Below are 26,022 nucleotides of genomic sequence, written 5' to 3'. Positions count from 1 at the left end.
TCGGTGGTGCGCCCTACCGTCGAGACATGAGCTACCGCGATGTCGTCTCCCGGCGGGTCCTGGCCTGGGCCCTGGTGGCCGTCGGCGCCCGGATGCCGGTGGCCATGGCCCCGCTGGCCCTGGTCTTCCTGGTCCGTGAGCGTCCCGGCGGCTACTCCCTGGGCGCGGCTCTCGCAGCCGCCTATGTCATCGGCGAGATCATCGGCGCGCCCGTGCTCGGCATGCGCCTGGACCCCGCACGGGCCCGTCCGCACCTGGCGGCCGGTCTCGCCGCGGGCACCGCCGGTTTCACGGGCCTCGGCGCGTTCCCGGACGCGCCCGCCGCGATACTCGCCGCGTTCGCCTTCCTCGCCGGGGCCGGTCCCGCCGCCGTGCCCGGCGGGCTGCGCACGCTGCTCACCTCCCTGGTCCCGGGGCGCGCGGCGGCCCAGGCGCTGTCCGTCGAGTCGATGCTCACGTTCGGCGTCTGGGCCGTCTCCCCGGCCGCCGTCACCGGCCTCGCCCTCGGTGCCGACCCGCGCCTCCCCCTGCTGCTAGAAGCCGCCCTGATGGCGTCGTCCGTCGTGGGCCTGTGGTTCCTGCCGGCCGGCTGGGCGGCGGACGAGCACGACGGGCAGCAGGGGCAGGGCGCGTCGAAGCTGCGCGTGCTGGCCCGAGCCTGGCCGGTGTACGTCACGGGCGCGGCGAGTCTGTCGCTGCTGGCCCTCGCCGAACTCGTCCTGCCCGCCCTGCTGGAGCAGCGCGGCATCGGCGTCGGCTGGGCGGGCCCGCTGCTCACCGTGATGTCGGTGGCCTCCGCCGTCGGCGCGTTCCTGTACGGCCTGCGGTCCTGGCCGGGGCGGCTCGGCACCCGCAGCCTGGTCCTGCTGGTGGCGATGTCGGCCGCGGTGGCGATGGTCGCCCTGATACCCGCCGCGCCGGGCATCGCGGTGGCGCTGGGCCTGGCCGGGCTGCTCCAGTCGGGTGCGATGCTCACCCGCAACCTGTCGCTGCGCGAGGTGCTCCCGCCGCACGCCCTGGCCGCCGGCTACTCGGTGATGTACGCGGCCGTAGGCGCCGGTTACGCGGCGACGGGCTCCCTCGCGGGCGTCCTGCTGCCGCTCACCGCGCCGTCGACGGCGATCCTGGCCGGGGTGGCGCTGACCCTGCTGCTGACGTCGGTCGTCCGGTGGGGGGAGATACGCGCCGGCCGGTCAGCGCAGGACGCCGACACCCCCGTGCCGCTCGGCACCGCCGCCGGCCCGGAAGGTCCTCCGGTACGCGGTGGGCGTGACCCCGAGCGCAGCCTGTAGGTGCTGCCGCATCGACTGGGCCGTCCCGAAGCCCGACTCCCGGGCGACCCGGTCCATCGGCAGATCGGTGGACTCCAGCAGGTGCCGGGCGCGCTCCACGCGCTGCTGGGTGAGCCACTGGCCGGGGCTGACGCCGACCTCCTCGCGGAAGCGGCGGGTGAAGGTGCGCACCGACATGGCCTCCTGCTCGGCCATGTCCCGCAGCTGGATCGGCTCGTGCAGCCTGCCGAGCGCCCAGGCGCGGGCGGCGGTCGTCGTGGCCAGCTGGGGGTCGGGGACCGGGCGGTGGATGTACTGGGCCTGGCCGCCGTCGCGGTGCGGGGGTACGACCGTCATCCGGGCGATCTCGTTGGCGATCGCCGTGCCGAAGTCGCGGCGGACCATGTGCAGGCACAGGTCGATCCCGGCGGCCACGCCCGCCGAGGTCAGCACGTCCCCGTCGTCGATGAACAGCACGTCCGCGTCCACCCTGACCTTCGGGAAGATCCGCTGGAAGCGCTCGGCGTCCACCCAGTGCGTGGTCGCCGGGCGGCCGTCCAGCAGGCCGGCGGCGGCGAGGACGTAACCGCCGGTGCAGATGGCGGCGAGCCGGGTGCCGGGGCGGATGTGGGCGAGGGCGGCGGCCAGCTCGTCGGTGAGCCGGCCCTCCTCGTAGACCGGGCCCAGCTCGTACGAGGCCGGGACGATCACCGTGTCGGCCGTGGCCAGCGTCTCCGGGCCGTGTGCGACGTACACGGCGAAGTCGGCGTCCGTCTCGACCGGGCCGGGCGGCCGGATCGAGCAGGTCACGACCTCGTACAGGTGGCGGTTCCGCGCGTCCCGCGGCCGGCCGAAGATCCGGTGCGGGATGCCCAGCTCGAAGGGCAGCAGGCCGTCCAGGGCGAGGACGGCGACGCGGTGCGGCCGGAATTCCCCTGCGCTCGTCATGGCCAGATCCTATGCGTCAGCGGTGGCCCGATCATAGCGAAGGCTGTCCCCCGGGCCACTCGATGCGCGGGGGCGCACAACGGAAGGTGGGTGACGTGACTCAGACAAGACCCGCCCCAGCCCCCGATCAGGCCCCGCCCGCCCGGCGCGGCGGGCGCGTGCACCGTGCCTGGTTCGTCGCCGCCGTCACCTTCGTGACGATCACCGGCGCGGCGGCCTTCCGTTCCCTGCCCGGACTGCTCATCGACCCGCTGCACCAGGACTTCGGCTGGTCGCGGGGCACGATCGGCGCGGCCGTCTCCATCAACCTCGCGCTCTACGGCCTGACCGCGCCCTTCGCCGCCGCGCTGATGGACCGCTTCGGCATCCGCCGGGTGGTCGCCGTCGCGCTCACCGTGATCGCGCTCGGCTCCGGCCTGACCGTGTGGATGACGGCGGCCTGGCAGCTGCTGCTGTGCTGGGGTCTGCTGGTGGGGCTGGGCACCGGTTCCATGGCGCTGGCCTTCGCCGCGACGGTCACCAACCGCTGGTTCACCGAGCGGCGCGGCCTGGTCAGCGGCATCCTCACCGCGGCCTCCGCCTCCGGCCAGCTGATCTTCCTGCCGCTGCTGTCCTGGATCGTCGAGCACCACCACTGGCGTCCCGCGGCGGTCACGGTCGCCCTGGCCGCGCTGGCCGTGGTCCCCTTCGTCTGGCTCCTGCTGCGCGACCACCCGGCGGACGTGGGCGTGAAGCCGTACGGCGCCGCCGAGTTCGTACCCAAGCCGCCCCCGGTCACCGGCGCCGCCCGCCGCACGCTGACCGTCCTGTCGTCCTCCGTCCGCTCGGGCACCTTCTGGCTGCTCGCCGGCACCTTCGCGATCTGCGGCGCCTCCACGAACGGCCTGGTCCAGACCCACTTCGTGCCCGCCGAGCACGACCACGGCATGCCCGTGACGACGGCGGCCTCGCTGCTCGCGGTGATCGGCGTGTTCGACGTCGTCGGCACGATCGCCTCCGGCTGGTTCACCGACCGCTTCGAACCGCGCCGGCTGCTCGCCGTCTACTACGCCCTGCGCGGCCTCTCCCTGCTCTTCCTGCCGATGCTGCTGGGCCCCGCCGTCCACCCGCCGATGATCTTCTTCATCGTCTTCTACGGCCTCGACTGGGTCGCCACCGTCCCGCCCACCCTGGCCCTGTGCCGCCGGCAGTACGGCGAGGACAGCGCGATCGTCTTCGGCTGGGTGCTCGCCGCCCACCAGGTCGGCGCGGCCCTCGTCGCCTACCTCGGCGGCGTCGCCCGGGACGTCTTCGGGTCGTACGACGTCGTCTGGTACGCCTCCGGCACGCTGTGCGCGGCGGCGGCCCTGATGTCCCTGGTCATCCGGCGCACCGGCCCGGCCGCCCTCGCCCCCGCCGTATCCTGAACCACCACCGCGGAAAGGGAAGTTCATGACACTCGGCCTGGTCCTCTTCGACGTGCTCCTCGTGCCCGCCCACGACGGATCACCCCGAGGAGACCACCGTGTCGACGACCGACCGGACCACGAACTTCCCCCTGCCCGCCCCCTGGCACTCTGAGAGCGGACTGCCCGCACCCCGCCGCCTGGCCGTCGCCGACGACCGCGTCCGCGCCGCCACGGCCCACCGGCTCGCCTGCGAAGGCACCGGGCTGCTGTGGCGGGGCGACTACCAGGGCGCCCGCCAGCTGCTGCGCGCCCTGGAACGCCGTATCGACCGCAAGGCACCCGCGCCGGCCGCCACCCCCGCCGAGACCTTCCGCCTCCACCACCGCTTCCGCGCACACCGCGCCCGGGTGCTCGGCAGGCTCGTCGTCCTGCTGGACCCGGACCACACCCTGCGGCTGCGCCGCGCCCCGGACGTCCGCGCCGCCTGCACAGCCGCCTACGGCCCGCCCACCGGCCCGCTCCTGGTCCCCCTCCGCGAGCTGCTGGGCGTCCTGGGCGCCCACCAGTGGCGCGAGAGGGGCGTCACGGTCCCCGCCCTGGGCGGCGCCCGCATCCACCCGCACTACGGCGTCTTCACCCCCGTACGGGGCGAGTACGTCGACCTGGTGGCACGGACACCGCTCCCCGGCGACGCCACGGCCTTCGACCTGGGCACCGGGACCGGCGTCCTCGCGGCGGTGCTGGCCCGGCGCGGAGTGCGCCGCGTGGTGGGGACGGACATCAGCGCCCGGGCCCGCGCCTGCGCCCGGGACACCGTGCGCAGCCTGAGCCTGGCCGACCGGATCACGATCACCGGCCCGGACCTCTTCCCGCCCGGCCGGGCCTCCCTGGTCGTCTGCAACCCGCCGTGGCTCCCGGGCCGCCCCGCCTCCACGCTGGAGCAGGGCGTGTACGACCCCGGCGGCAGGATGCTGCACGCCTTCCTGTCGGGTCTCCCGGACCATCTGGAGCCGGCCGGCGAAGGCTGGCTGATCCTCTCCGACCTGGCCGAACACCTGGGCCTGCGGACCAGGGCCGCCCTGCTGACGGCGATCGGGGCGGCGGGCCTGCGGATCACCGGCCGCACGGACACCCGCCCCCGCCACCCACGGGCGACCGACCCGGCCGACCCGCTCCACGCGGCCCGCGCGGCGGAGACCACGTCCCTGTGGCGCCTGGCCCCGCGCTGACGGCTCACCCGGCCGGCCGGCCGAACCGCCCCCGATGGAACAGCAGCGGTTCCTGCGGCCCGTCCGCACCGAGGGCGTCCACCCGGCCCACGACGATGAGGTGGTCGCCCCCGGTGTGCACGGCGTGGACGGTGCAGTCGATCCAGGCGGCGGCGCCGGCGAGCCGTGGCGATCCGGAGACGGGCGCGGCGTCGTGGTCCACCCCCGCGAACTTGTCCGCGCCGCTCACCGCGAAGGCCCGGCACAGCTCCTCCTGGCCGGCGCTGAGCACGTTGACGCAGAAGACGCCGGCGCGGGCGATGCGCGGCCAGGTCGTGGACGTACGGCCCACCATGAAGCAGACGAGGGGCGGTTCGAGGGAGAGGGAGGAGAAGGACTGACAGGCGAACCCGGCGGGACCGGGCTCTCCGTCGGCGGCCGGCGCGGTGATCACCGTGACGCCGGTCGCGAAGCTCCCCAGCACCCGCCGGAAGTCCGCCTGCCCCACCGGCGCCGGCTCATCCTCCCGGACACACCGCAACTCCGGCCGTGGCAGCGGATCCACGGCCCTGGTCCCCAGATACCGAACGGCGGCGGCCGCCGCACCCGCGTGTCCCATCACGGTCTCATCCTCCCCGTCATCGGCCCCGGAAATCCGGGTCCCTGCGTTCCGCGAACGCCCGCAGGCCCTCCCGGGCGTCCTCGGTCGTCATGTTGATCTCCTGGGCCCAGGCCTCCGCGGCGAAGGCGGCGGCGCGGTCGGTGTCGAGGGAGGTGTTCAGCAGGTTCTTGGTCAGGGCGAGGGCTCTGGTCGGGGCGGAGGCCAGGCGGAGGGCCCACGCGCGGGCCGTCCTGTCGAGTTCGGCATCGGGGACGACCCGGTTGACCAGGCCCAGCCGTTCCGCCTCCGGTGCCGGCAGCGCGTCGCCGAAGAACAGCAGTTCCTTGGCCCGCTGAAGACCGGTCAGGCGGGGGAGCAGATAGGCACCGGCGGCGTCCGGGACCAGGCCGCGGCGGACGAACACCTCGATGAAGCGGGCGGATTCGGCGGCCAGGACCAGGTCGCAGGCGAGGGCGAGGTGGGCGCCGAGACCGGCCGCCGTGCCGTTCACCGCGGCCAGGACCGGCTTCTCGCAGTCAAGTACGGCCGCGATCAGGCGCTGTGCGCCCAGGCGCAGCACCCGGGCCACGTCACCGGGCACCCGGTCGCCGGAGCCGGCCCCGCCCCGCAGGTCCGCTCCCGCGCAGAAGCCCCGGCCGGTGCCCGTGAGGAGCACCGCCCGGACGTCCGGGTCCGCGGAGGCCTCCGTCAGCAGGTCGACGAGGTGGTCGCGCATGGCCGGGGTCAGCGCGTTCAGGGACTCGGGACGGTCCAGGGTCACCCGCAGGACCCGGTCGCCGATCTCATGCCGGATCTCGCTCATCGGCACACCACCAGCGCGTCGAGGGCCACCGCGCCCTGCCCCCTCGGCAGCACCAGCAGCGGGTTGATGTCCAGCTCGGCGATCTGCGAGCCCAGTTCCAGGGACATGCGCTGCACCCGCAGCACCACCTCCACCAGCGCGTCCACGTCCGCCGGCGGGCGGCCCCGGACCCCGTCCAGCAGGGCCCGGCCGCGGAGTTCGGTGAGCATGGCGCGGGCCTGGTCCTCGCCGAAGGGCGGGACACGGACCGCGGCGTCGTGCAGCACCTCCACCAGGACCCCGCCGAGTCCGACCGTCACCGTCGGGCCGAAGAGATCGTCATGGGTGACGCCGACCACCATCTCCACGCCCTGCTCGACCATCTGGCATACCAGGACGCCGTCCAGCCCGACGCCCTCGTAGCGGGCGATGTCGGTCAGCTCCCGGTACGTGTCCCGGACCTGGCTCGCCGAGGTCAGCCCGATCTTCACCAGGCCCAGCTCGGTCTTGTGGGCGATCTGCGCGCCGGACGCCTTCATCACCACCGGGTAGCCCACCTGCCCGGCCGCCCGGACGGCCGCCGCCGCGCTGGTCACCAGCTGCTCGCGCGGCACCCGGATGCCGTACGCCCGCAGCAGCTGCTTGGCCGCGTGCTCGCTGAGCTGCCGGCCCGGCCGCATCAGGGCCTCGGCCTTGCGGAAGGAGGGGGACGGGGTGCGCGGGGCCTCGTCGAAGGGGGAGCGGTAGCCGGTCACGAAGCGGTGGTGGTCCAGCCAGGCGCGGACGGCGCTCAGACAGTTGCCGACCGTGCGGAAGGTGGCCACGCGGGACGAGCCGAGCAGGACCTCGCGGTACGCCGGCTCCGTGCCGGCCGGTGAGCCCCACACCACGCACACCAGCTTGTCCGTCTCCTCCGCCGCCTCGACCAGGTCGCGTACGAGCCGGTCGCTGAGCGGCGGGAAGGGGCCGGTGACCGGGCAGATCAGGGCGCCCACCCCGGGGTCGGCCAGGATCGCGTCGATGATCTTCCGGCCGCGCCGGTCGCCCACCGGGTGGCCGCCGTTGTCCACCGGGTTGGCCACGTTCAGGTACTCCGGTATCCACTGGTGCAGCTCGGCCTGCTTGTCCGGCGACAGCTCCGGCAGCCGCAGTCCCGCCCCGGTGGCCAGGTCGGCGACATGCGCGCCCGTGCCGCCCGAGATGGAGTAGACGACCACCCCCTCGGCCAGGGGGGCCCTGGCGCGCGCCAGCAGGGCGGCGGTGTCCTGGAGTTCGTCCAGGGCGTCGACGCGGATCACGCCGTACTGCCGCATGGCCGCGTCCACCACGTCGTCGGCGCCGGTGAGCTTGCCGGTGTGCGAGGCGGCCGTCCGGGCGCCGGCCTCGGTCCGGCCCACCTTCACGGCGACCACCGGCACCTTGCGGCGGGCGGCGCGGTCGGCGGCCAGCAGGAAGGCGCGGCCGTCCTTGAGGCCCTCCACGTAGCAGGCGACGGCGCCGACCTCGGGCTGTTCGGCGAACCAGGAGAGGAAGTCGGCGGTCTCCAGGTCGGCCTCGTTGCCGGTGGGCGCCCAGTGCGACAGCCGGATGCCCAGTTCCTGGAGGGCGAAGACGGGCCGGCCCTGGTGCCCGGACTGCGTGATCAGCGCGATGGCCGGTCCGGACAGGTCGTCCCGGAAGCGTTCGAAGGCGTTGAGGTTGGTGTTCGGGCCCAGCAGCCGCAGCCCCGAGCGCCGTACCGCCTCGGCCAGCCGCTCCTGGGCCTCGGCGCCCGCCTCCCCGGTCTCCGCGAACCCGGACGCGAAGGCGACCGCGAACTTCACCTTCGCCTCGGCGAGTTCCCCGATCAGCGGCAGCGGGTCGGCCACCAGCAGCACGGCCAGATCGACCTGCTCGGGCAGCGCGGTGACGGAGGCCGCGCAGGGCAGGCCGAACACCGAGGGGCGGGTGGGGTGCACCGGATGCACCCGCGCCCCGACCCGCCCGGCCCAGTCCAGCAGCTGCCGGGTGATCCCGGTGCCCGGCCGCCCCTCGGTGTCGGAGGCGCCGATCACGGCGACGGACTCCGGCCGGAAGAAGCGGGTCAGGTCCGGTACGGCCGCGTGCAGCGGGCGCCCGCTGACGTCGAGGTCCGCCACCCGGTCGTGGACGGCGGGACCGGGCCGCTGCTCGCCGCAGGCGATGACCCGGGCCCGGCGGGCGTCGGTGGTGAGGGTGCCGTGGGTCGATCCGAGCATCGCTTCGCCCGCCTCCCGTGAGACAGCAACTGACGCTCTGTCAGATTACTGAACTGACGGAACGTCAGGAACGGGTCGGAACGACAAAGTTACCGATGGGTGCGAATTCCCCGGGCCACGGCCTGGGCGATCTTCCCCGCGTCGATCGCCAGCTCCCGGAACATCCCGCTGATGGGATTGGTGAACCCGGTGAAGTACAGGCCGGGCGCCTGCGCGGGCGTCCGGCCGCCGTGCACCACCGGTCTGCCGCGCCCGTCCAGCACCCCGAGATGCCCGACGAGCCCCTCCAGCGCACGGACGTACCCGGTCGCCGCGATCACCGCGTCGGGCGAGATCCGGCCGCCGTCGGCGAGGGCCACCTTGCCGTCCTCGAACGCCTCCACGGCGGCCACGATCTCCACCTTCCCCGTGCGCACGGCGTCGATCAGGCCGACGTCCTGCACCGGGATCGCGCCCTGCTGCACCCTGCTGTACAGGCCGGAGTCCGGCCGCGGCAGCCCGTGCGCGGACAGGTCCGGGGTGCTGAGCCGGCCCACCGGCCCGGCGAGCCGGTCCACGAGTCCCACCGGCAGCCGCCGCACCAGCACCCCCGTGTACTGGGCGGCCCAGCCGAGGGTCGACCGGCGCAGGATGTGCGGCGGTGTGCGCACCGCCAGTCGCACCCGCGCGGCCCCGCCCTCCACCAGGTCCACGGCGATCTCCGCGCCGGTGTTGCCGATCCCGACGACGAGCACGTCACGGCCCCGGTACGGCTCGGCGTTGCGGTAGTCGCCCGCGTGCAGCAGCTCACCGCCGTACCCCTCCCGGCCCGGCCAGTCGGGCAGACGCGGGGTGTGGTTGAAGCCGGTGGCGACGACCACCGCGCTGCCGGTCAGCTCCCGGCCGCCGGAGGCGTGCAGCAGCCACCCGGTGCCGTCCCCGGCCCGCTCGACGCGGTGCACCTCCACCCCGGTGACGATCTCCAGCTCATGGTGCTCGGCGTACTTCTCCAGGTAGCGCACCACGTTGTCCCGGGCCACCCAGCGCCCGAACCTCCGGGGCATGCGGAGGCCCGGCAGCGCGGACAGCCGGCGGGTGGTGTGCAGGTGCAGCCGGTCGTAGTGCCCGCGCCAGGAGGCGCCCACCTGGTCCGACTTCTCCAGGACCACGGCCCGTATGCCCCGCGCCCGCAGCGCGTGGGCGGCGGCGAGGCCGCCCGGACCGGCGCCGATCACATAGACCGGGCGGTCCGCGGGGGTCGGCGAGAGGTGTACGGGAGTGGGACGGGAGACGGCCATGAGCGGGAGCGTAATCACACACCCGGTTGATGGGTCTCGGTCAAGACCGGAATTGGTTGCGGATTGATCACGGGTGTACGGAAAGAGTGCGCCGGCGGTGAAGCACGGGTGGGCTTCGCCCGATATCTGACGTACCGTCAGATCCATGGATGCGATAGCGATGGACGGCGCCCAGTGGCTGGCGGTGCTGCGCATCGGCCTCGGCCTGTGGTGGCTGGAGAGCTGGCGGCACAAGGACAAGAAGGCCTGGTTCGAGGGCGGGAGCGGCATCGCCTGGGCCGCGGACGTGGCGGCGGAACACCGCTGGACGGCGGTGCGGTCGGGCTTCGACACGGTGGTCAGGCCCCACCCGAAGCTGATGGCGTACGTCGTGGCCTACGCCGAACTGTCCCTGGGGCTCGGCCTGGTCCTCGGCTTCCTGACCCCGATCGCGCTCGTGGCCGGCCTGCTCCTCAACGCGATCTACTTCGTCCTCATGATCCACGACTGGGCGGAGCAGGGCCAGAACTCGATGATGGCGCTGATCTCCCTGGTCGGCTTCTTCGGCATGGCCTGGCAGACCTGGTCGCTCGACGCGTGGCTGGGGTGGTTCTGATGGACGCCGCGCCGCGCCACGACGTCCCGGAACCCGACGCCCTCACCCGCCCCTACTGGGCGGCGGCGGCCCGGGGGCGCCTGCTGATCCGCCGCTGCGGGGCCTGCGGCCGGGCCCACCACTACCCCCGTGAGTTCTGCCCGCACTGCTGGAGCGAGGAGGTGACCTGGGAGGAGGCGAGCGGCCGGGCCACGCTCTACACGTGGTCCACGGTCCACCGCAACGACCTCCCCCCGTTCACCGACCGCACCCCCTACCGGGCCGCGGTGGTCGACCTGGCCGAGGGGCCCCGCATGATGACGGAACTGGTGGACTGCCCGGACGGCACCGTGCGCGCCGGAATGCCGCTGGAGGTGACCTTCCGGGACGGAATCCCGGTGTTCACTTCCAGGGCGCGTTGAACGACCGGCCGGGCACCGGCTTGGCGATGAGCGCCACCGGGACGAAGAAGTTGACCTGGCCGATCGCGAACATCAGCGTGGCCAGCGCCTTGCCCTCGTAGTGCTCGGCCGCCAGCGCGTACAGCTCGTCGGAGACCCGCTCGCCGGCCGTGGACGGCCGCAGCACGGCCTCCACGAGCGCCAGCGCGGCACGCTCGGCCGCGGTGAAGTACGGCGAGTCCTGCCACGACGCCACCGACGTGATCCGCTCCTCCGACTCCCCGGCCTTGCGCAGGAAACCCGTGTGCAGCACGGTCAGGTAGGTGCTGCCGACGATCTGACCGGCCCGCAGCTGCACCAGGCTGATCGTGGAGCGCGGCACCGAACCGTTGCCGGTGACCTTGAACAGCGCCGCCGACACCTCCGCCAGCTCGGGGACCAGTTCGGCGGGGTCCTCGGACATCCGCGGGGCCATCGGGATCTCCGCCGTGATCGAACGCGTTTCCATCGCCGTCTCCTCAGTGCTCGGTCATCGCTCGTGAGTTGCTTTCACCGCACTGACGGACGGCGACGGAGGAACGTGACCGGCGGACGAAGGAAATCCCTCACGGCCACAGCAGCGCCTTGCTCCAGCCGAACTCCGTGCTCCGGTACTCCAGGCGCACATGCCGCCGCTCCGCGTCCCCCTGGAAGAACTCCACGGTCCGAGGGCGCACCCGGTACAGGGTCCAGGTCGGCGACGGCTCCTCGGGGTTCGCCCGGGCCCGCTCCCAGGCCGCCTCCGAGGCCCGCCGCAGCTCCGCCACCGACGCCAGCTCCTCGCTCTGCCGCCCGGTCAGCGCGGCGGCCAGCGCGCCGGTGGACCGCGCGTGCAGATCGGCCTGGCTCTCCTCGGAGGGCGCCGACCCGACCGGCCCCCGTACCCGCACCTGGCGGCCCAGCACCGGCCAGTAGAAGGCGAGGGCCGCGTACGGCCGGGCGCTCAGCGCGCGGCCCTTGCGGCTGGTGGCGTGCGTGGCGAAGGACCAGCCGTCGGCGTCGGCGCCGTGCAGCATCACGATCCGTACGTCCGGCCTCCCCTCCTCGTCCACGGTCGCCAGCGACATGGTGTGCGGCTCCGGCTGCCCCGCCGCCACCGCCTCGGCGAACCAGTTGGTGAACAGGGCCAGGGGCGTGGGCGGCGCCGTGTCCGGATCGAACGGTGGCAGCTGGGTGACCCGGGAGTCCCAGACCCGCTGCGACCGGAGCAACTCGTGAAGATCGTGCTGTGCCATGGGCCGAGTATCACCGCCGGCCCCGCTCTCAGTCCCGACCCAACACCACCGTGCCCGCGGAGCAGAACCAGCCGCCCGTCCCCGAGGCGACCCCGAGTCGCGGCAACCCCCCGTCCCGCGCCCGCACCTGCCGCTGCCCGGCCTCCCCCCGCAGCTGCCGTACCGCCTCCACCAGAAGGAACAGCCCCCGCATCCCCGGATGCTGGGCCGACAGGCCGCCGCCGTCCGTGTTCACCGGCAGCTCCCCGCCCCGCACCAGCAGCCGGCCCTTCTCCACGAACGCCCCGCCCTCGCCCTTGCCGCAGAAGCCCAGGTCCTCCAGGGTCACCAGGGTCATGTACGTGAAGGCGTCGTAGATCTCCGCGAAGTCGATGTCGGCCGGGGTCACGCCGGCCCGCCCGAAGGCCAGCCGGCCGCTGACCGCCGCCGGGGAGACCGTGAAGTCCTCCCACTCGGACATGGCCGCGTGCGAGACGTGCTCGCCGGTGCCGAGGATCCAGACGGGGGACGTACGGCAGTCCCGTACGTACTCCTCGGCCGCCAGCAGCACCGCCGCGCCGCCGTCCGAACGCAGGCAGCAGTGCAGCTTGGTGAACGGGTCGGCGATCGGCGGGCCGGACAGCACGTCGTCGACGGTGATCGGGGCCCGGAACATCGCCTCCGGGTTCAGGGCCGCGTTCGCCCGCGCCTGGACCGCCACCTGTGCCAGCTGCTCGATCGTCGTGCCGTACTCGATCATGTGCCGGCGGGCTGCCATCGCGTACTTGGCGATCAGCGTGTGGCCGTACGGCACCTCGAACTGGAGGGGCCCGCGGGCGCCGAAGGACAGGTTCCCCGTCCTGCGGCCCGCCCTGATGTCCGCCCGCGCCGTAGAGCCGTACACCAGCAGGACGGCGTTCGCGTGCCCCGCCGCTATCGCGTCCGCCGCGTGCGCCGCCATGACCTCCCAGGTCGAGCCGCCGACCGAGGTGGAGTCCACCCAGGTCGGGCGCAGGCCCAGGTACTCGGCCACCTCCACCGGGGCCAGCGTGCCGAGGCCGGCGGAGGCGAAGCCGTCGACCACCGCCCGGTCCAGGCCCGCGTCGGCGAGGGCCCGGCGGGCGGCCTGGGCGTGCAGGGCGTACGGCGTCGCCCCGTCCACCCGCCCGCAGTCGGACAGGGCCACGCCGACCACGGCGACTTTCCTGCTCCCGCGACTCATGCGAGGGCTCCTCCCTCTGGGCATCTCGCTCCGGCCCTCCTAATATGACGCCCCGTCAGATGGGGAGGGAAGGGCATGGACACGCGCCTCACCGCCGAGCAGGACGAGATCCGCCGGACCCTGCGCGAGCTGCTGCGCAAGCGCTGCGGTCCGGCCGAGCTGCGGGCCGCCGCCGGCACACCCGCCGGGTACGACCCACTCCTGTGGCCCGCCCTGGCCGACCGGCTCGGGCTGCCCGGCCTCGCCCTCCCGGAGGCGTACGGCGGGGTCGGCTGCTCGGTCACCGAGCTGGCCCTCGCCGGCGAGGAGACGGGCCGGTTCCTCGCGCCCTCACCCCTGCTCGCCACCGCCGTCCTCGCCGCCCCGCTGATCCTCGCCCTCGGCACCGGCGCCCAGCGCGCCGAGCTGCTGCCGCGCATCGCCGCCGGCACCCTCACCGCCGCCCTCGCCGTCGCCGGGCCCGCCCTCGCCACCGCCCTCACCCTGACCGGGCACAACGGCGGGTACAGCGCCGGCGGCGGACGGGCCGGCGGGGTGCAGGCGCGGCGCGTGGAGGGCGGCTGGCGGCTGTACGGCGAGGTCGACCAGGTGCTGGACGGGCACAGCGCGGGGATGCTGCTCGTCGCCGCGCACACCGGCGGCTTCGCCCGCTCGCGGACGCTGCTGTTCCTGGTGCCGGGCGACGCGGCGGGGCTCGTACGGGTACGGCAGACCGCCCTGGACGCCACCCGGCCGCAGGGGCGCGTGCAACTGCGGGACGTACGGGCGGAGTTGCTGGGCACCGAGGACGCGGACGTGCTGTCCGCGTTCGCCGGGGCCGGGGACGCCGTCGCCGCCGTGCTCGCCGCCGAGGCCGTGGGGGCGGCCGACCGGGTGCTGGAGCGGACCGTGGAGTACGCCGGGCAGCGGGTGCAGTTCGGGCGGCCCATCGGATCCTTCCAGGCCGTGAAGCACCGGCTGGCGGACGTGTACGTGGGGGTGCAGGCGGCGCGGTCGGCCGCGTACTACGCCGCCTGGGCCACCGGCCATGGCGAGTGCGCCGGCGGTCTCGCGCTCGCCCAGGGCCTTGAGGCCCTCCGCCGCGCCGCCGGTGAGGCGATCCAGCTGCACGGCGGGATCGGGTTCACCTGGGAGCACGACGCCCACCTGTACTTCAAGCGGGCGGCCGGGGACGAGCTGCTGTTCGGGCCCGTGCACCGGCTGCGGGACCGGGCCGCCCGGACGGCGGGACTGTTCGAGGGCGGGGAGGTGGCCGTCTGATGGGCGCGACCCTGGGCGTGCGGCTCGTGCAGAAGGTGTCCTCCACCCGGACGTTCGCGAAGATCGCCCCGCATGTCATCCCGGCCCTCGACCGGGGCGTGCACCGGCTCACCCGGGGGCGCGTGCTGCTCAGCGCGCGGATGCTGCCAGGGGTGATCCTCACCTCGACGGGAGCGAGGAGCGGCCTGCCCCGCCGGACGCCGCTGGCCTGCATGCCGGAGGAAGGCGGCCACAGCTGGATCCTCGTCGGCTCCAACTTCGGCCGCACCGGCCACCCGGCCTGGACCCACAACCTGCTCGCCCGCCCGGAGGCCTCGGTGAACTGGAAGGGGCGGGACATCGCGGTCACCGCCCGGCTGCTCACCGGGGAGGAGCGAGCCGCCGCCTGGCAGGCGCTGCTGGCGTTCTGGCCGCCGTACGCCACCTACCAGGCGCGGGTGACACGGGAGATCCGCCTCTTCCGGCTGACGCGCCGGTAGCGCGCCCGCCTCCGGTGGAACTAGGTCCTGTCGTTTGGATCAGGCCGGCCGTGAGGTGCGGCGCCTTCTGGCCGACCCGAGCGGGGTCTGGTGCGTGCAGCTGCAAGGCGGAGGAGGGCGCCAACGCGATGGTGGTCCCCCCGCGCGAGCGCAGCCGAGCGTGGGGGAGTTGGCAACCGACGACAACGCCGCAGATGTGCGTGCCAGGCCCCGCGACGCCGGGATGATCCAAACGACAGGGCCTAGAGCGTCGCCAGCCGCTCCACCAGCAAGAACGCGCCGATTCCCAGCATCGCCGCCCCCGACGTACGCGTCACCGCCCGAGCCGCGGCCGGCCTCGCGGCCAGCAGCGCACGCGACAACGTGCCGACGGTGAGGTAGACGGCCGCGCAGCACGCCATGTGCAGCAGGCCGAGCGCCGCCGTCTGCGCGGGCACCGGCAGGTGGGTGCCCCGGAGGGTGAGGAACTGGGGCAGCACGGAGAGGTAGAGGAGCAGCCCCTTGGGGTTCAGGCCGCTGATCGTGGCGCCCCGCAGGAACAGCCGGCCGTCGCCCGCCGCCGTGCCGTCCGCCTCCGGGACCACCGGGCGGCGCAGGACGCCCCAGCCCAGCCACAGCAGATAGCCCGCGCCCGCCACGGTGAGGGCTGTGAGCAGCCCGGGCGAGCCCGCCACCAGCACCGCGAGGCCCGCCGTCGCCAGGGCCGTGTGCAGGGCGTAGCCGCAGACCAGGCCCGCCACCGCGCGCGGTACCCGGCTGCCGCGCAGGGCGGTCGCGATGACGTACGCCCAGTCGGCGCCCGGTACGCACACCAGCAGCAGGTCCACCGCGAGGAAGGAGAAGAGCAGTCCCGAGTCCATGCTGGGGACATTAGGCGCGATTGGCCCGAAAGTGTTCCCGGAATTTGCCCATGATCATATATTCTGAGCAAATATCTTCTTCATGGACGACATGGACCGGAAAATCCTTGCCGAGCTGCAACAGGACGGGCGGCTGACCGTGACGGAGCTGGCCGCCCGGGTGCGGCTCAGCGTCTCGCCCTGCCACCGCCGGCTGCGCGAGCTGGAGCGGTCCGGCGCCATCCAGGGCTACCGCGCGGTGGTGGATCCGGCGTCGCTCGGCCTGAACTTCGAGGCGCTGGTCTTCGTGTCCATGCGCCAGGAGGACCGGGACACGGTCGCCGAGTTCGAGCGGGCGGTCAGCGAACTGGATCATGTACTGGACGCGCAGCGGCTGTTCGGGGAGCCGGACTATCTGCTCCGGGTGGCCACCGCCGACCTCGCCGCCTTCCAGCGGCTGTACGACGAGCGGCTGGCGACCCTGCCGGGAGTGCAGCGGCTGACGTCGACGCTGGTGATGAAGCACGTGGTGCGGGACCGGCCGCTGCCCGCGTAGACGGCAGGCGGTGGCTCACCGGGTGAACCACCGCCTGACAGACAGGACTTGAACCCTGACAAGGGGTAGGGGGCTACTTCGCCGGCTTCCTGCCGGTCACGCCCAGATGCACCAACAGTGCGAGATTCGGCTTGAGTTCGGCCTGCTTCACGCCCCAGGACTGGAAGCCCTTCTGGTGCGCCGCCACCGCCGCGAGCATCGCGACCAGCGAACCGGCCACCGCCGCCGGGTTCACGTCCTTGTCGACCCGGCCCTTGGCCTGCAGTTCCGCGATCGAGTCCGCGAGGGAGTTGTTGACCGAGTTCAGGATCTTCATGCGGATCTTGTAGAACCGTTTGTCCCCCTCGGCCGCGCCCAGGTCGACGACCCGCAGGATCGCGTCGTTCCTGCGCCAGAACTCCAGGAATCCGTCGACGAGTTCCTGTGCCGTCTGCCAGCCCGACTTGCCGGCCCAGGTGCGTCCTTCGAGGAGTTCGGTCAGTCCCGCGCCCTCGGCCGCCATCTGCTCGGCGATCTCCAGGACGGCACCTTCGACGTCCGGGAAGTACTGATAGAAGGTCGCGGGCGACGTGCCCGCCTTCCGGGCGACATCGATGACCTTGACGTCCCGGTAGGGGGAGGAGCTGAGCATCTCGCTGAGGCAGTCGAGCAGCTTCTGCCGGGTCGCCTGCCCACGCCGGCCGGCCACGCGGCCGTCGACGGTACGCACTTGTCCTGTCATGCCGTCAGCTTACCGAGGGGTGATCGGAGCGCGATTCGGCCGACTGCAAATGGGGTGCGCGGGGGTATCGGGGATGGTGTGCCTGGTCTGCGGGGTGTGCGCGGCACGGTTACTTTGACGGCATGGCCGAAAACAGGGCATCCGCGAACGAAGAGACGTACCAGGAGGGCGTCCCCTGCTGGGTGGACGCCCAGCTGCCCGACGTCGAGGCGGGCAAGCGGTTCTACGGTGAGCTTTTCGGGTGGACCTTCGAGGAGGCGTACGGCTCCTCCGTGTGGGCCCGGCTGGCCGGCGACCGGGTCGCCTCGCTGGCCCCCAAGACGGACGGCCGCATGCCCACCGTCTGGACGGTCTCCTTCGCGACCTCGGACGCCGAGGCCCTCGGCCGGCGGATCACGGCGGCCGGCGGGCGGGTGGTCATGGCCCCGTTCCCGGTGGGCGACCTCGGCATCGCCGCCCTGGCCACCGACCCCGACGGCGCCGTCTTCGGCCTGTGGCAGGCCGGCACCCACCCCGGCTTCGGCCGGCGGCACGAGCCGAACACCTTCGTCTGGGCCCAGCTGTACACGCGGGACACCGCCGCGGCCAACGCCTTCTACGGCGGCCTCTTCCACGACGCCCTGTTCGGCTCGGACGCCGAGCCCGACTTCGGCCGCGCCGAGATCACCGAGGTGTTCCCGGCCGAGATGCCCCCGCACTTCCTCACCCACTTCCGGGTCGCCGCCCTGGACGACGCCCTCGGTGCCGTACAGCGGCTCGGCGGGCGGGTACAGGCGCCACCTTTTGAGACGTCGTACGGACGAGTGGCCGTCGTCATCGACAATCAAGGGGCGTCGTTCGCACTGCTGCAGCGGTGATACGTCCGTTTTAGGGCGTTTCAGTATGAGACACCCCGATTGTCACCGGGTTCGCAACCAGCCGCCCGGCCAGGAAGAATCGGGGTGCGTGCCGCCATGGCGGTGCGGTGGTGAGACGCTGCACTTCGGCCGCGTACACAGGGAAAGTGACGCGGCTCGTACGGGGAGGTGGCAGGCAAGTGGTGGATCAGCTGACGCAGCACGATCCGCGGCGGATCGGGCCGTTCGAGGTGCTGGGCCGGCTGGGAGCCGGCGGCATGGGGCTGGTCTATCTCGCGCGCTCGGCGTCCGGCCGGCGCGTGGCGATCAAGACGGTGCGCACCGAACTCGCCGAGGACCAGCTCTTCCGGGTCCGCTTCACCCGCGAGGTGGAGGCGGCCCGCGCGGTCTCCGGCTTCTACACCGCGGCCGTGGTCGACGCCGACCCGCGCGCCGCCGTGCCGTGGCTGGCCACCGCCTACGTCCCGGCGCCCTCGCTGGAAGAGATAGTGAACGAGTGCGGACCGCTCCCGGCGCAGGCCGTGCGCTGGCTCGCGGCGGGCGTGGCGGAGGCCCTGCAGTCCATCCACGGCGCGGGCCTGGTCCACCGCGACCTGAAGCCCTCCAACGTGCTCGTGGTCGAGGACGGCCCCCGGGTGATCGACTTCGGTATCGCCTCCGGCGTCTCCAACACCCGGCTGACGATGACCAACGTCGCCGTCGGCACCCCCGCCTACATGTCCCCCGAGCAGGCCAAGGACTCCCGCAGCGTCACCGGCGCCAGCGACGTCTTCTCCCTCGGCTCCACCCTCGTCTTCGCGGCCACCGGCCACCCGCCCTTCCACGGCGCCAACCCGGTCGAGACCGTCTTCATGCTGCTGCGCGAGGGCCCGGACCTCACCGGCCTCCCGGACGAGCTGCGCCCGTTGATCGAGGCCTGCATGCAGATGGAGGCCCCCGGCCGGCCCAGCCCGGCCGACCTCCAGGCCCAGCTCGCCCCCCATCTCTTCGGCTCCGGCTCCGACGACAGCGGCACCGCCTCCGCCTGGCTGCCCGAGAAGGCCGTCGGCCTCATCGAGTCCCGCCGCGGCGGACGCCCCGCCGCCAAGCCCGCCCCGGTCACGACCGGCGGCCCGCGCAGCGGCGGCCGGCAGGCGGTGCCCCCGCCCCCGCCGTACGACCCGCCGGTCCCCCCGGCCCACCCGTCCGCGCCCGTCCCCGTCCCGGTCGGCGCGCCCGACACCGGCCCGGTCCGGCTGGCCGGCGCCCAGGTGCCGATCGGCCCCGGCCCCCGGGTCGCCGACGCCCGCGCCGCCGCCGTCAAGGCACCCCCGCCCGAGGCCGGCCTGGTCGCCAGCTGGTCCCGCCCGCGCACCGGAGTCGCCGGCGCCGACCCCGCCGTACCGCCGGTGCCGCCCCCGCCCCCGGAGACGGCGGCGGGCTGGCGCCCCTGGCGGTTCCGCATGTCCAACGACGTGTGGGGCACCCCCTCCGTCGACGGCGACCTCGTCTACGTCACCTCCTTCGAGGTGCACGCCCTGGACGTCGGCACCGGCCGCCGCCGCTTCAAGACGCGGGACGTCGCCTGGTCGATGGCGGTGGCGGACGGCCGTATCCACGCCTCCGACGGCCCCACCCTGTTCGCCCTGGACGCCCGCGAGGGCACCGACCTGTGGCGGCTGTCCACGGACGCCTGGGTGTACTCCCTCAAGGCCGACCGCGGCACGGTCGTCACCGGCACCCGCGGCGGCGGCGTCCAGGCATGGGAGGCCGTGAGCGGGCAGAAGCTGTGGGAGATCACCGGCTGCCAGACCGACTTCGAGTCCCCCGAGGCCGGCCCGGTCGTCCACGACGGCACGGTCTACGTCTGGCAGGACGCCCGGCTGCGCGCCCTCGAGGCCCGCACCGGCGAGGAGCGCTGGTCGTACCCCATCGGCGATGCGGCCTCCTGCGGCGGCGTCCCGGTCCGCCTCACCCCGGCCGACGACGGTTGTGTCTACGTCTCCGCCGGCACCCGCGTCCTCGCCGTCGAGGCGGTCAGCGGCATGGTCCGCTGGCACTTCGAGGCCCCGGCGGTCTTCCTGTGCCCGCCAGCCTTCGCCCCGGGCCCGGCCGTCACCGGCGGCGGCATCTACCTCGCCGACTACCTCGGCACGGTCTACGCCCTCGACGCCGCCGACGGCCGCGACCGCTGGCGCATCGCCACCGAGGCGCGCTCCTCCGTCGAGCCGGTCCTCGTCGCCGCCGGGCACGTGCACGTCGGCAGCGGCAAGGGCCTGTACACCCTGGACGCGGTCACCGGCACGCCCAAGTGGCGCTTCCAGGCGGGCGGCGACGTCGTGGGCGCGCCCGCCGTGGCGGAGGGCCGTATCCACTTCGGCTCCACCGACCATCTCCTCTACACCCTCAAGGCGGACGACGGCCGGCTGCGCTGGAAGCTCGCCACGGGCGGCGAGATCACCGGCTCCCCGGTGGTCAAGGACGGCGTGGTGTACGCGTGCAGCAAGGACCGGTGCGTGTACGCGCTGGACGCGGAGAAGGGCACGGGCACGGCACGGACCTCGTGAGTGCGTGACGGCCGTCGCACCGGTTACACGGAAGGGCCTCGGACGGCGGCCGTCCACGGCTGACGCTACGCCGGGTACCCGGCGGTCGCCACGCAGTGGCATGACCGTGACAGGCATCCCCTAGGGTGCTGGGCATGCATCGACGGGGACACATGCTCAGACTCACGGCGGTATCGGTCCTGGTCGTCCTGGCGCTGACCGGCTTCAAGGGCCGCGGCCACGGTCACAGCAGCGGCCACGGCGGCGGGGGCGGCTGCAGCAGCTCCAGCCAGGACCACGACAGCTCCTCGACCACGACGTCGGGCGGCGGCTACGGCTCCGGCACGCACCACGACTACGACGACTACGACGACGATGACGACTACGACACCTCCGGCGGCGGCTCGTCCGGCGGATCGACCCCCTCCGAGCATCAGGACGGCACGGCCCGGCTGGTGAGCTGCGCGACGGTGAAGAAGCCCTACGCGACCATCGAGGTCACCAACCCGAACGCCGCCGAGAGCAGCTTCGACGTCCACATCGTCTTCGAGGACGCGGACGACATGACGGTCAACGGCACCATCGAGGAGGTCACCGTGCCCGCGAGCGGCACGAAGACCATCCAGGTGCCGGTGGACAACGCCAAGGAGAGCGCCCCGCAGGTCGACCACTGCGACCTGGACCCGGTCGCCTCCTACAACTGGTGATCACCGCGTCCTGAACCCCGCGCGGCGGGCGGCGAACAGCTCCGCCTGCCGCGCGCCCGGCAGATTCCCCAGCGAGATCAGATGCGGGGCCTGCGCGAACGCCTGCGCCAGAGCGGCCTCCCGGGCCGCCCACAGCGCCCGCACCGTCCCCTGCACGGCCTCCGCCGGACACCCGGCGATCACCGCGGCGCACTCCGTCGCCGCCGCCGACGCCCCGCCGGACTCGGTGAGTTCGCAGACCAGACCGATCTCGTACGCCCGCCGCGCCGAGAGCCGCTCGGCGCCGCCCATGAGCACCATCCGCGCGACCTCCCCGTACGGCATGCGCTGCGCCATCAGCATCGACTCGTAGGCGCTGACCATGCCGTAGGTGGTGTGCGGGTCGAAGAAGGTGGCGCCCGCGCCGGCGATGAGGAAGTCGCACTCCCCGAGCAGATAGAAGGCGCCCCCGCAGGCCATCCCCTCCACCGCCCCGACGACCGGCTTCCACAGATCGTTCGCCTTCGGGCCGACATCCAGCAGCGGATCGTCCTGCATGTACGGCGAGGAGGGTTGCGGTACGACGGCGTCCCGGTCGATCCCCGTGCAGAACGCCCGCTCCCCGCTCCCGGTGAGCACGACGGCCCGCACCGAGTCGTCGAACCGCAACGCCCGCCAGACGTCGGCCAGTTCCCGGACCATGGCGAGGTCGATGGCGTTGAGCCGCTCGGGCCGGTCCAGCGTGACGACGGCGACCCCCGTGCCCTTGTCGACGTCGAGGCGGACGGTGCTCACGCGAGCACCCACTGCGGCAGCCCGCCGGAGAACACGGCCTGCACCCGCGCGCCGATCCTGAGGCGCGCCGGATCGAGGGAGCCCAGCGACGCCCCGACCCGCGCGACCACGTTCCCCACGAGCCGTATCCGCGGAGCTTCCTCCAGCTCCACGACGACCACGTTGTACGGGGCCTGCTCCGCGTAGTCGGGCAGCAGCGGCGGATGCGGCACGACGTACGACCACACCCGCCCGCGCCCCGACACCGGACGCCACTCGCTCGCGAACGACTGGCAGTGCGGGCAGCAGGGCCGGGGCGGGAAGCGGAACTCCCCGCAGTCGCCGCACGCCTGGACGCGCAGCTCGCCGCGGGCCGCGTACTCCCAGAAGGGCGCGCCGTCGGGATCGGTGACGGGACTCAGCATGACGGTCAGCTCCTCAGCAGAAGGGCGGAGGTGGGCACGCCTTCACCGGCGGTGACCAGGCAGGTGGAGGCGCCGGGGACCTGCGCGGTACTGGTCCCGCGCAGCTGCTTGACCCCCTCGTTGACGAGGTTGAAGCCGTGCACGTAAGCCTCGCTGAGCCCGCCCCCGCCGGTGTTGACCGGCAGCCGGCCGCCGATCTCCAGGGCGCCCTGCTCGGTGAAGGCGCCCCCTTCTCCCCGCGCGCAGAAGCCGTAGCCCTCCAGGGAGAGCGGGATCAGGGCGGTGAAGGCGTCGTAGATCTGCGCGACGTCCACATCCTCCGGCGTGAAGTCCGCGTGCTTCCACAGATGCCGGGCGGCGGTCCAGGCGGGGCCGGTGAGGGGGTCGTCGTTCCAGTAGTTGACCATGCCGTGGTGCTGGGCGGGCAGCCCCTGCGCGGCGGAGTGGACGTACACGGGTTTCCTGGCGCAGTCCCGGGCCCGCTCCTTGCCGACGACCACACAGGCGAGGGCCCCGTCCGTCTCCAGACAGTTGTCGTAGAGGCACAGCGGCTCGCTGATCCACCGGGAGGTCATGTACATCTCGCGGGTCAGCGGCCGTTCGTACATGATCGCCGCCGGATTCTGGTTGGCCCGGTTCCGGCAGGCGAGGGCGACGTTGAAGAGGTGATCCCGGGTGACGCCGTACTCGTGCATGTACCGCCGGGCCAGCATGGCGATCTCGTCGGCGGGCCGGAGCAGCCCGAACGGCCGGGTCCACTGCGCCGGAGTCGGCAGCTGCACGGCGGTACTGGTCCACGGCCGGGGCCCGCTGCCCCGCTTCCGCGACCGCCACGCGACCCCCACGGAAGCCTGCCCGGACGCGATGGCGGCGGCGAGGTGCGCGACGGTGGCGCACGAGCCGCCTCCGCCGTATCCCACCTTGCTGAAGAAGGTCAGATCCCCGAACCCGACGGCCTTCGCCAGCTCGACCTCGTCGGTCTCCTCCATGGTGTAGGAGGCGAGGGCGTCGACCTCGCCGGGCGCGATCCCCGCGTCGTCGAGCGCGGCGAGCACGGCCCGGCAGGCCAGCGTCTTCTCGTCCTCGGCGAGCTGTCTGGCGAAATCGGTCTGACCGATCCCGACGATGGCGGCGGCGTCCGTGATCCCCGATCCTGCCATGGTGCTGCCCCCTCTCCTGACAGGTCGTCAGATTACAGCTAATCTGACGGAGAGTCAGCTACTGGGTTCCTTCTTGCGGGAGGCTGGGCCGTGACGTCATGGGAGACCATCCCGGAACTGGTGCGATCGGCGGCCGCCCGGTACGCGGACACGGAGGCCGTGGTGGACGGCCGCACCCGGATCACCTACGCGGAACTGGGCGCCCGCGTCGAACGCGCGGCGGCATCCTGCCTGGCCGCCGGGCTGGAGCTGGGCGACCGGGTGGCGGTCTGGGCCCCCAACTCCCTGGACTGGATCACGGCGGCGTTGGGAGCGGTGACGGCGGGGGCGGTGCTGGTACCGCTGAACACGCGCTTCAAGGGCGGCGAGGCGGCGGACGTACTGCACCGGAGCGGGGCGAGGCTGCTGTTCGTGACGGGCACCTTCCTGGGCACGTCGTACGTGGCGTCCCTGCGGAGGGCGGCCGGCGAGGGCGTACCGTCCGGCCGGAGTCCCCTGCCCGGACTGCCGGAGCTGGAGCAGGTCGTGGTCCTGTCGGAGGACGCGCCACCCCACTTCCACACGTGGAAGGAGTTCCTGGCGGCGGGAGACGCGGTGCCGCCGGCGGACGTGCGCGCCCGGGCGGACCAGCTGTCGAGCGCATCCGTCTCGGACATCACCTACACCTCGGGTACGACGGGCCGCCCCAAGGGCGCGGTGATCACGCACGGCCAGACCCTGCGCGCCTACGACATCTGGGCCGACCTGGCAGGCCTGCGCCACACCGACCGCTACCTCATCGTCAACCCCTTCTTCCACACCTTCGGCTACAAGGCCGGGGTGATCGCCTGCCTGATGCGCGGGGCGACGATGATCCCGCAGCCGGTGTTCAACGTGGACACGGCCCTGGCGAACATGGCGGCGGAACGGATCTCGGTCCTGCCGGGCCCCCCGACACTCCACCAGTCCCTGCTGGACCACCCTTCCCGGGCTTCCCACGACCTGTCGGCCCTGCGCCTGGTGGTGACGGGAGCAGCGGTGGTGCCGTTGCGACTGGTGGAGCGCCTGCGGGCCGAACTGGGAGTCGCCACGGTCCTCACGGCGTACGGCCTCTCGGAGGCGACCGGCATCGTCACGATGTGCCGCCGAGGCGACGACCCGACCCTGATCGCGTCCACCTCGGGCCGCGCGATTCCGGGTACGGAGGTGAGGGTCGTCGACGCCGAGGGCTTGCGGGTGCCGCCCGGCACGCCCGGGGAGGTCCAGGTCCGCGGCTTCAACGTCATGCGGGGCTACTACGCCGACCCCGCGGCGACGGCCGAGGCGATGACGGCGGACGGCTGGCTGAGCACGGGTGACGTGGGCGTCCTGGACTCATCCGGCAACTTGCGCATCACGGACCGCATCAAGGACATGTTCATAGTCGGCGGCTTCAACGCGTACCCGGCGGAGATAGAGCAACTGCTGGGCGTACACCCGGACGTGGCCGACGTCGCGGTGATCGGCGTACCGGACACACGGCTCGGGGAGGTCGGCAAGGCGTTCGTGGTCCGCAGACCGGGCTCGCTCCTCACCGCGGACGACCTGATCGCCTGGTCCCGCCGAGAAATGGCGAACTACAAGGTCCCGAGGTCGGTGGAGTTCGTGCCGACGCTGCCGAGGAACGCGAGCGGGAAGGTACTGAAGGGGGAGTTGAGGGGAACTGACCTGCCCCGGCGCTGATAGGTGACCGTGGGGCCGCCCGCTTCTCGGTCAGTGTCGGGCTTCCGCGAGGTGAGTCAAGGGCGCTCCCGTTCCGCTGCGCTCCACTCCCGCGTCGGCTCCGCCGATGGCCCTTCGGGCCACCCTTGACACACCTCGCTCCAGCCCGGGTGAGAAGCGAGCGGGCAGCCCGGGGAAAGTGGCCGGCTGAGGTCCGTTGGCCCCTTGGGTCGGCTGCGTTCGCATCGTGGGGAGGGGGGCGCGGTCGCGTCTCGCCTGCACGCCGGGTCGGCTTAGCGTCTTGCGGCCGGTGGGTGGTGCGCGGGCGCGTCTCGCATGGACGCCGGGTGGGTTTGGCGGCTGCGGGCTGCGGGTGGGGCGCGGTCGCGGGTGGCCTGCACGCCGGGTCGGCTCAGCGTCTTGCGGCCGGTGGGTGGTGCGCGGTCGCGCCTCGCCTGCACGCCGGGTCGGCTCAGCGGCGAGCGGTGGGCCGTGGGTGCGCGGTCGCGCCTCGCATGGACGCCGGGTCGGCTTAGCGTCTTGCGGCCGTGGCCTGGTGCGCGGTCGGGTGTGGCATGGACGCCGGGTGGGGTTGGCGGCTGCGGGCTGCGGGTGGGGGCGCGGTCGCGTGTGGCCTGCACGCCGGGTCGGCGTGGCGGCGAGCGGTGGGTGGCGGAGTGCGCGGTCGGGCCTCGGATGGAGGCCGCGTGGGTTTGGCGTCTTGCGGCGGTTGGGCGGGTGCGCCACCGCGCCTCGCATGGATGCCGGGCGGGCTTGGCGGCCCGCCGGGCGTCCCATCAGCCCCTCACGTCACACGACAGCCGTGATTGGCGGACTTGGGCCACCTTCATCGGCTATCCCTCCTCGCCTGCCTTGCG

25 protein-coding genes are annotated in these 26,022 nt (G+C 73.4%); 12 read left to right on the top strand and 13 right to left on the bottom strand.

Annotation, left to right across the window (positions count from 1 at the left end; translation table 11 throughout):
- Positions 1-26: 26 nt before the first annotated feature.
- Positions 27-1,292: an MFS transporter gene (locus tag ABZ937_RS10755; RefSeq protein WP_361688771.1), complete on the top strand. Its 1,266-nt coding sequence runs from the start codon at positions 27-29 to the stop codon at positions 1,290-1,292.
- Here the strand turns inward: ABZ937_RS10755 and ABZ937_RS10750 are convergent.
- The gene (locus ABZ937_RS10750) at positions 1,194-2,219 is read right to left on the bottom strand and encodes a helix-turn-helix domain-containing protein (protein ID WP_361688768.1); all 1,026 of its coding nucleotides are present in this window, start codon (positions 2,217-2,219) and stop codon (positions 1,194-1,196) included. The two genes, ABZ937_RS10755 and ABZ937_RS10750, sit on opposite strands and share 99 nt — an antisense overlap.
- Before the next feature lie 95 nt (positions 2,220-2,314).
- Here ABZ937_RS10750 and ABZ937_RS10745 point away from each other — a divergent pair, with 95 nt between their 5' ends.
- On the top strand, positions 2,315-3,625 hold the full coding sequence (locus ABZ937_RS10745) for an MFS transporter (protein WP_361688765.1): 1,311 nt from the start codon (positions 2,315-2,317) through the stop codon (positions 3,623-3,625).
- 98 nt (positions 3,626-3,723) lie between these two features.
- The gene (locus ABZ937_RS10740) at positions 3,724-4,836 is read left to right on the top strand and encodes a class I SAM-dependent methyltransferase (protein ID WP_361688762.1); all 1,113 of its coding nucleotides are present in this window, start codon (positions 3,724-3,726) and stop codon (positions 4,834-4,836) included.
- Between the two features lie 4 nt (positions 4,837-4,840).
- On the opposite strand, the gene ABZ937_RS10735 is transcribed toward ABZ937_RS10740, so the two are convergent.
- The 4 genes from ABZ937_RS10735 to ABZ937_RS10720 all read right to left on the bottom strand — a co-directional run bounded on the left by ABZ937_RS10735 (position 4,841) and on the right by ABZ937_RS10720 (position 9,732).
- A complete protein-coding gene (locus tag ABZ937_RS10735) occupies positions 4,841-5,434 on the bottom strand; it encodes a flavin reductase family protein (RefSeq protein WP_361688759.1) in 594 nt (197 codons plus the stop codon).
- Positions 5,435-5,453: 19 nt separating this feature from the next.
- A complete protein-coding gene (locus ABZ937_RS10730) occupies positions 5,454-6,239 on the bottom strand; it encodes an enoyl-CoA hydratase-related protein (protein ID WP_361688756.1) in 786 nt (261 codons plus the stop codon).
- The gene (locus ABZ937_RS10725; protein ID WP_361688753.1) at positions 6,236-8,455 is read right to left on the bottom strand and encodes an acetate--CoA ligase family protein; all 2,220 of its coding nucleotides are present in this window, start codon (positions 8,453-8,455) and stop codon (positions 6,236-6,238) included. Before ABZ937_RS10725 ends, ABZ937_RS10730 begins: the two co-directional genes overlap by 4 nt.
- Positions 8,456-8,544: 89 nt before the next feature.
- Complete coding sequence (locus tag ABZ937_RS10720) at positions 8,545-9,732, bottom strand: NAD(P)/FAD-dependent oxidoreductase (protein WP_361688750.1); 1,188 nt, start codon at positions 9,730-9,732, stop codon at positions 8,545-8,547.
- Positions 9,733-9,877: 145 nt separating this feature from the next.
- Between ABZ937_RS10720 and ABZ937_RS10715 the strand changes: the two genes are divergently transcribed.
- Both ABZ937_RS10715 and ABZ937_RS10710 read left to right on the top strand, forming a co-directional pair.
- The gene (locus tag ABZ937_RS10715) at positions 9,878-10,327 is read left to right on the top strand and encodes a DoxX family membrane protein (protein WP_361688747.1); all 450 of its coding nucleotides are present in this window, start codon (positions 9,878-9,880) and stop codon (positions 10,325-10,327) included.
- Positions 10,327-10,728, top strand: coding sequence for a Zn-ribbon domain-containing OB-fold protein (locus ABZ937_RS10710; protein WP_361688744.1), 402 nt, complete (start codon positions 10,327-10,329; stop codon positions 10,726-10,728). Before ABZ937_RS10715 ends, ABZ937_RS10710 begins: the two co-directional genes overlap by 1 nt.
- Here the strand turns inward: ABZ937_RS10710 and ABZ937_RS10705 are convergent.
- The 3 genes from ABZ937_RS10705 to ABZ937_RS10695 form a co-directional block, all read right to left on the bottom strand.
- Entirely contained in the window at positions 10,709-11,215 is a 507-nt protein-coding gene (locus ABZ937_RS10705; protein ID WP_361688741.1) for a carboxymuconolactone decarboxylase family protein, read from the bottom strand. The two genes, ABZ937_RS10710 and ABZ937_RS10705, sit on opposite strands and share 20 nt — an antisense overlap.
- A 97-nt stretch (positions 11,216-11,312) precedes the next feature.
- On the bottom strand, positions 11,313-11,981 hold the full coding sequence (locus ABZ937_RS10700; RefSeq protein WP_361688738.1) for a pyridoxal 5'-phosphate synthase: 669 nt from the start codon (positions 11,979-11,981) through the stop codon (positions 11,313-11,315).
- A gap of 28 nt (positions 11,982-12,009) precedes the next feature.
- Entirely contained in the window at positions 12,010-13,182 is a 1,173-nt protein-coding gene (locus tag ABZ937_RS10695; protein ID WP_361688735.1) for an acetyl-CoA acetyltransferase, read from the bottom strand.
- Between the two features lie 75 nt (positions 13,183-13,257).
- Here ABZ937_RS10695 and ABZ937_RS10690 point away from each other — a divergent pair, with 75 nt between their 5' ends.
- On the top strand, positions 13,258-14,442 hold the full coding sequence (locus ABZ937_RS10690; RefSeq protein ID WP_361688732.1) for an acyl-CoA dehydrogenase family protein: 1,185 nt from the start codon (positions 13,258-13,260) through the stop codon (positions 14,440-14,442).
- Positions 14,442-14,921, top strand: coding sequence for a nitroreductase family deazaflavin-dependent oxidoreductase (locus ABZ937_RS10685; protein WP_361688729.1), 480 nt, complete (start codon positions 14,442-14,444; stop codon positions 14,919-14,921). The genes ABZ937_RS10690 and ABZ937_RS10685 overlap by 1 nt, the downstream gene beginning before the upstream one ends.
- Positions 14,922-15,163: 242 nt before the next feature.
- Here the strand turns inward: ABZ937_RS10685 and ABZ937_RS10680 are convergent, their stop codons facing one another.
- A complete protein-coding gene (locus ABZ937_RS10680; RefSeq protein ID WP_361688726.1) occupies positions 15,164-15,781 on the bottom strand; it encodes a LysE family translocator in 618 nt (205 codons plus the stop codon).
- Positions 15,782-15,863: 82 nt separating this feature from the next.
- On the opposite strand from ABZ937_RS10680, the gene ABZ937_RS10675 reads away from it, so the two are divergent.
- On the top strand, positions 15,864-16,316 hold the full coding sequence (locus ABZ937_RS10675; protein ID WP_361688723.1) for an Lrp/AsnC family transcriptional regulator: 453 nt from the start codon (positions 15,864-15,866) through the stop codon (positions 16,314-16,316).
- Positions 16,317-16,389: 73 nt separating this feature from the next.
- Here ABZ937_RS10675 and ABZ937_RS10670 read toward each other — a convergent pair whose 3' ends face one another.
- A complete protein-coding gene (locus ABZ937_RS10670) occupies positions 16,390-17,025 on the bottom strand; it encodes a TetR family transcriptional regulator (protein ID WP_361689442.1) in 636 nt (211 codons plus the stop codon).
- A 134-nt stretch (positions 17,026-17,159) separates the two neighbouring features.
- Between ABZ937_RS10670 and ABZ937_RS10665 the strand changes: the two genes are divergently transcribed.
- The 3 genes from ABZ937_RS10665 to ABZ937_RS10655 all read left to right on the top strand — a co-directional run bounded on the left by ABZ937_RS10665 (position 17,160) and on the right by ABZ937_RS10655 (position 21,126).
- Entirely contained in the window at positions 17,160-17,894 is a 735-nt protein-coding gene (locus tag ABZ937_RS10665; protein WP_361688720.1) for a VOC family protein, read from the top strand.
- 179 nt (positions 17,895-18,073) lie between these two features.
- Positions 18,074-20,440 carry a PQQ-binding-like beta-propeller repeat protein gene (locus ABZ937_RS10660; RefSeq protein ID WP_361688717.1) on the top strand — a complete coding sequence of 789 codons (2,367 nt, stop codon included), beginning with the start codon at positions 18,074-18,076 and terminating at the stop codon, positions 20,438-20,440.
- Between the two features lie 134 nt (positions 20,441-20,574).
- Positions 20,575-21,126 (top strand): hypothetical protein, encoded by a 552-nt coding sequence (locus tag ABZ937_RS10655; protein WP_361688714.1) that lies wholly within the window; start codon positions 20,575-20,577, stop codon positions 21,124-21,126.
- Here ABZ937_RS10655 and ABZ937_RS10650 read toward each other — a convergent pair whose 3' ends face one another.
- The 3 genes from ABZ937_RS10650 to ABZ937_RS10640 are packed head-to-tail and all read right to left on the bottom strand — an operon-like array spanning position 21,127 to position 23,464.
- Positions 21,127-21,900, bottom strand: a complete 774-nt coding sequence (locus ABZ937_RS10650) for an enoyl-CoA hydratase/isomerase family protein (protein WP_361688711.1) — start codon at positions 21,898-21,900, stop codon at positions 21,127-21,129.
- Positions 21,897-22,304 (bottom strand): OB-fold domain-containing protein, encoded by a 408-nt coding sequence (locus tag ABZ937_RS10645; RefSeq protein ID WP_361688708.1) that lies wholly within the window; start codon positions 22,302-22,304, stop codon positions 21,897-21,899. Before ABZ937_RS10645 ends, ABZ937_RS10650 begins: the two co-directional genes overlap by 4 nt.
- A gap of 5 nt (positions 22,305-22,309) precedes the next feature.
- Positions 22,310-23,464, bottom strand: a complete 1,155-nt coding sequence (locus ABZ937_RS10640) for a lipid-transfer protein (RefSeq protein WP_361688705.1) — start codon at positions 23,462-23,464, stop codon at positions 22,310-22,312.
- Positions 23,465-23,554: 90 nt separating this feature from the next.
- Here ABZ937_RS10640 and ABZ937_RS10635 point away from each other — a divergent pair, with 90 nt between their 5' ends.
- Positions 23,555-25,165 (top strand): FadD3 family acyl-CoA ligase, encoded by a 1,611-nt coding sequence (locus tag ABZ937_RS10635; RefSeq protein WP_361688702.1) that lies wholly within the window; start codon positions 23,555-23,557, stop codon positions 25,163-25,165.
- Positions 25,166-26,022 lie beyond the last annotated feature (857 nt).

Origin of the sequence: Streptomyces sp. NPDC046727 (assembly GCF_040645635.1) — a bacterium.
Lineage (GTDB): Bacteria > Actinomycetota > Actinomycetes > Streptomycetales > Streptomycetaceae > Streptomyces.
Note: the sequence above shows the minus strand (reverse complement) of the source record. Positions and strands in the feature narration are given on the sequence as shown.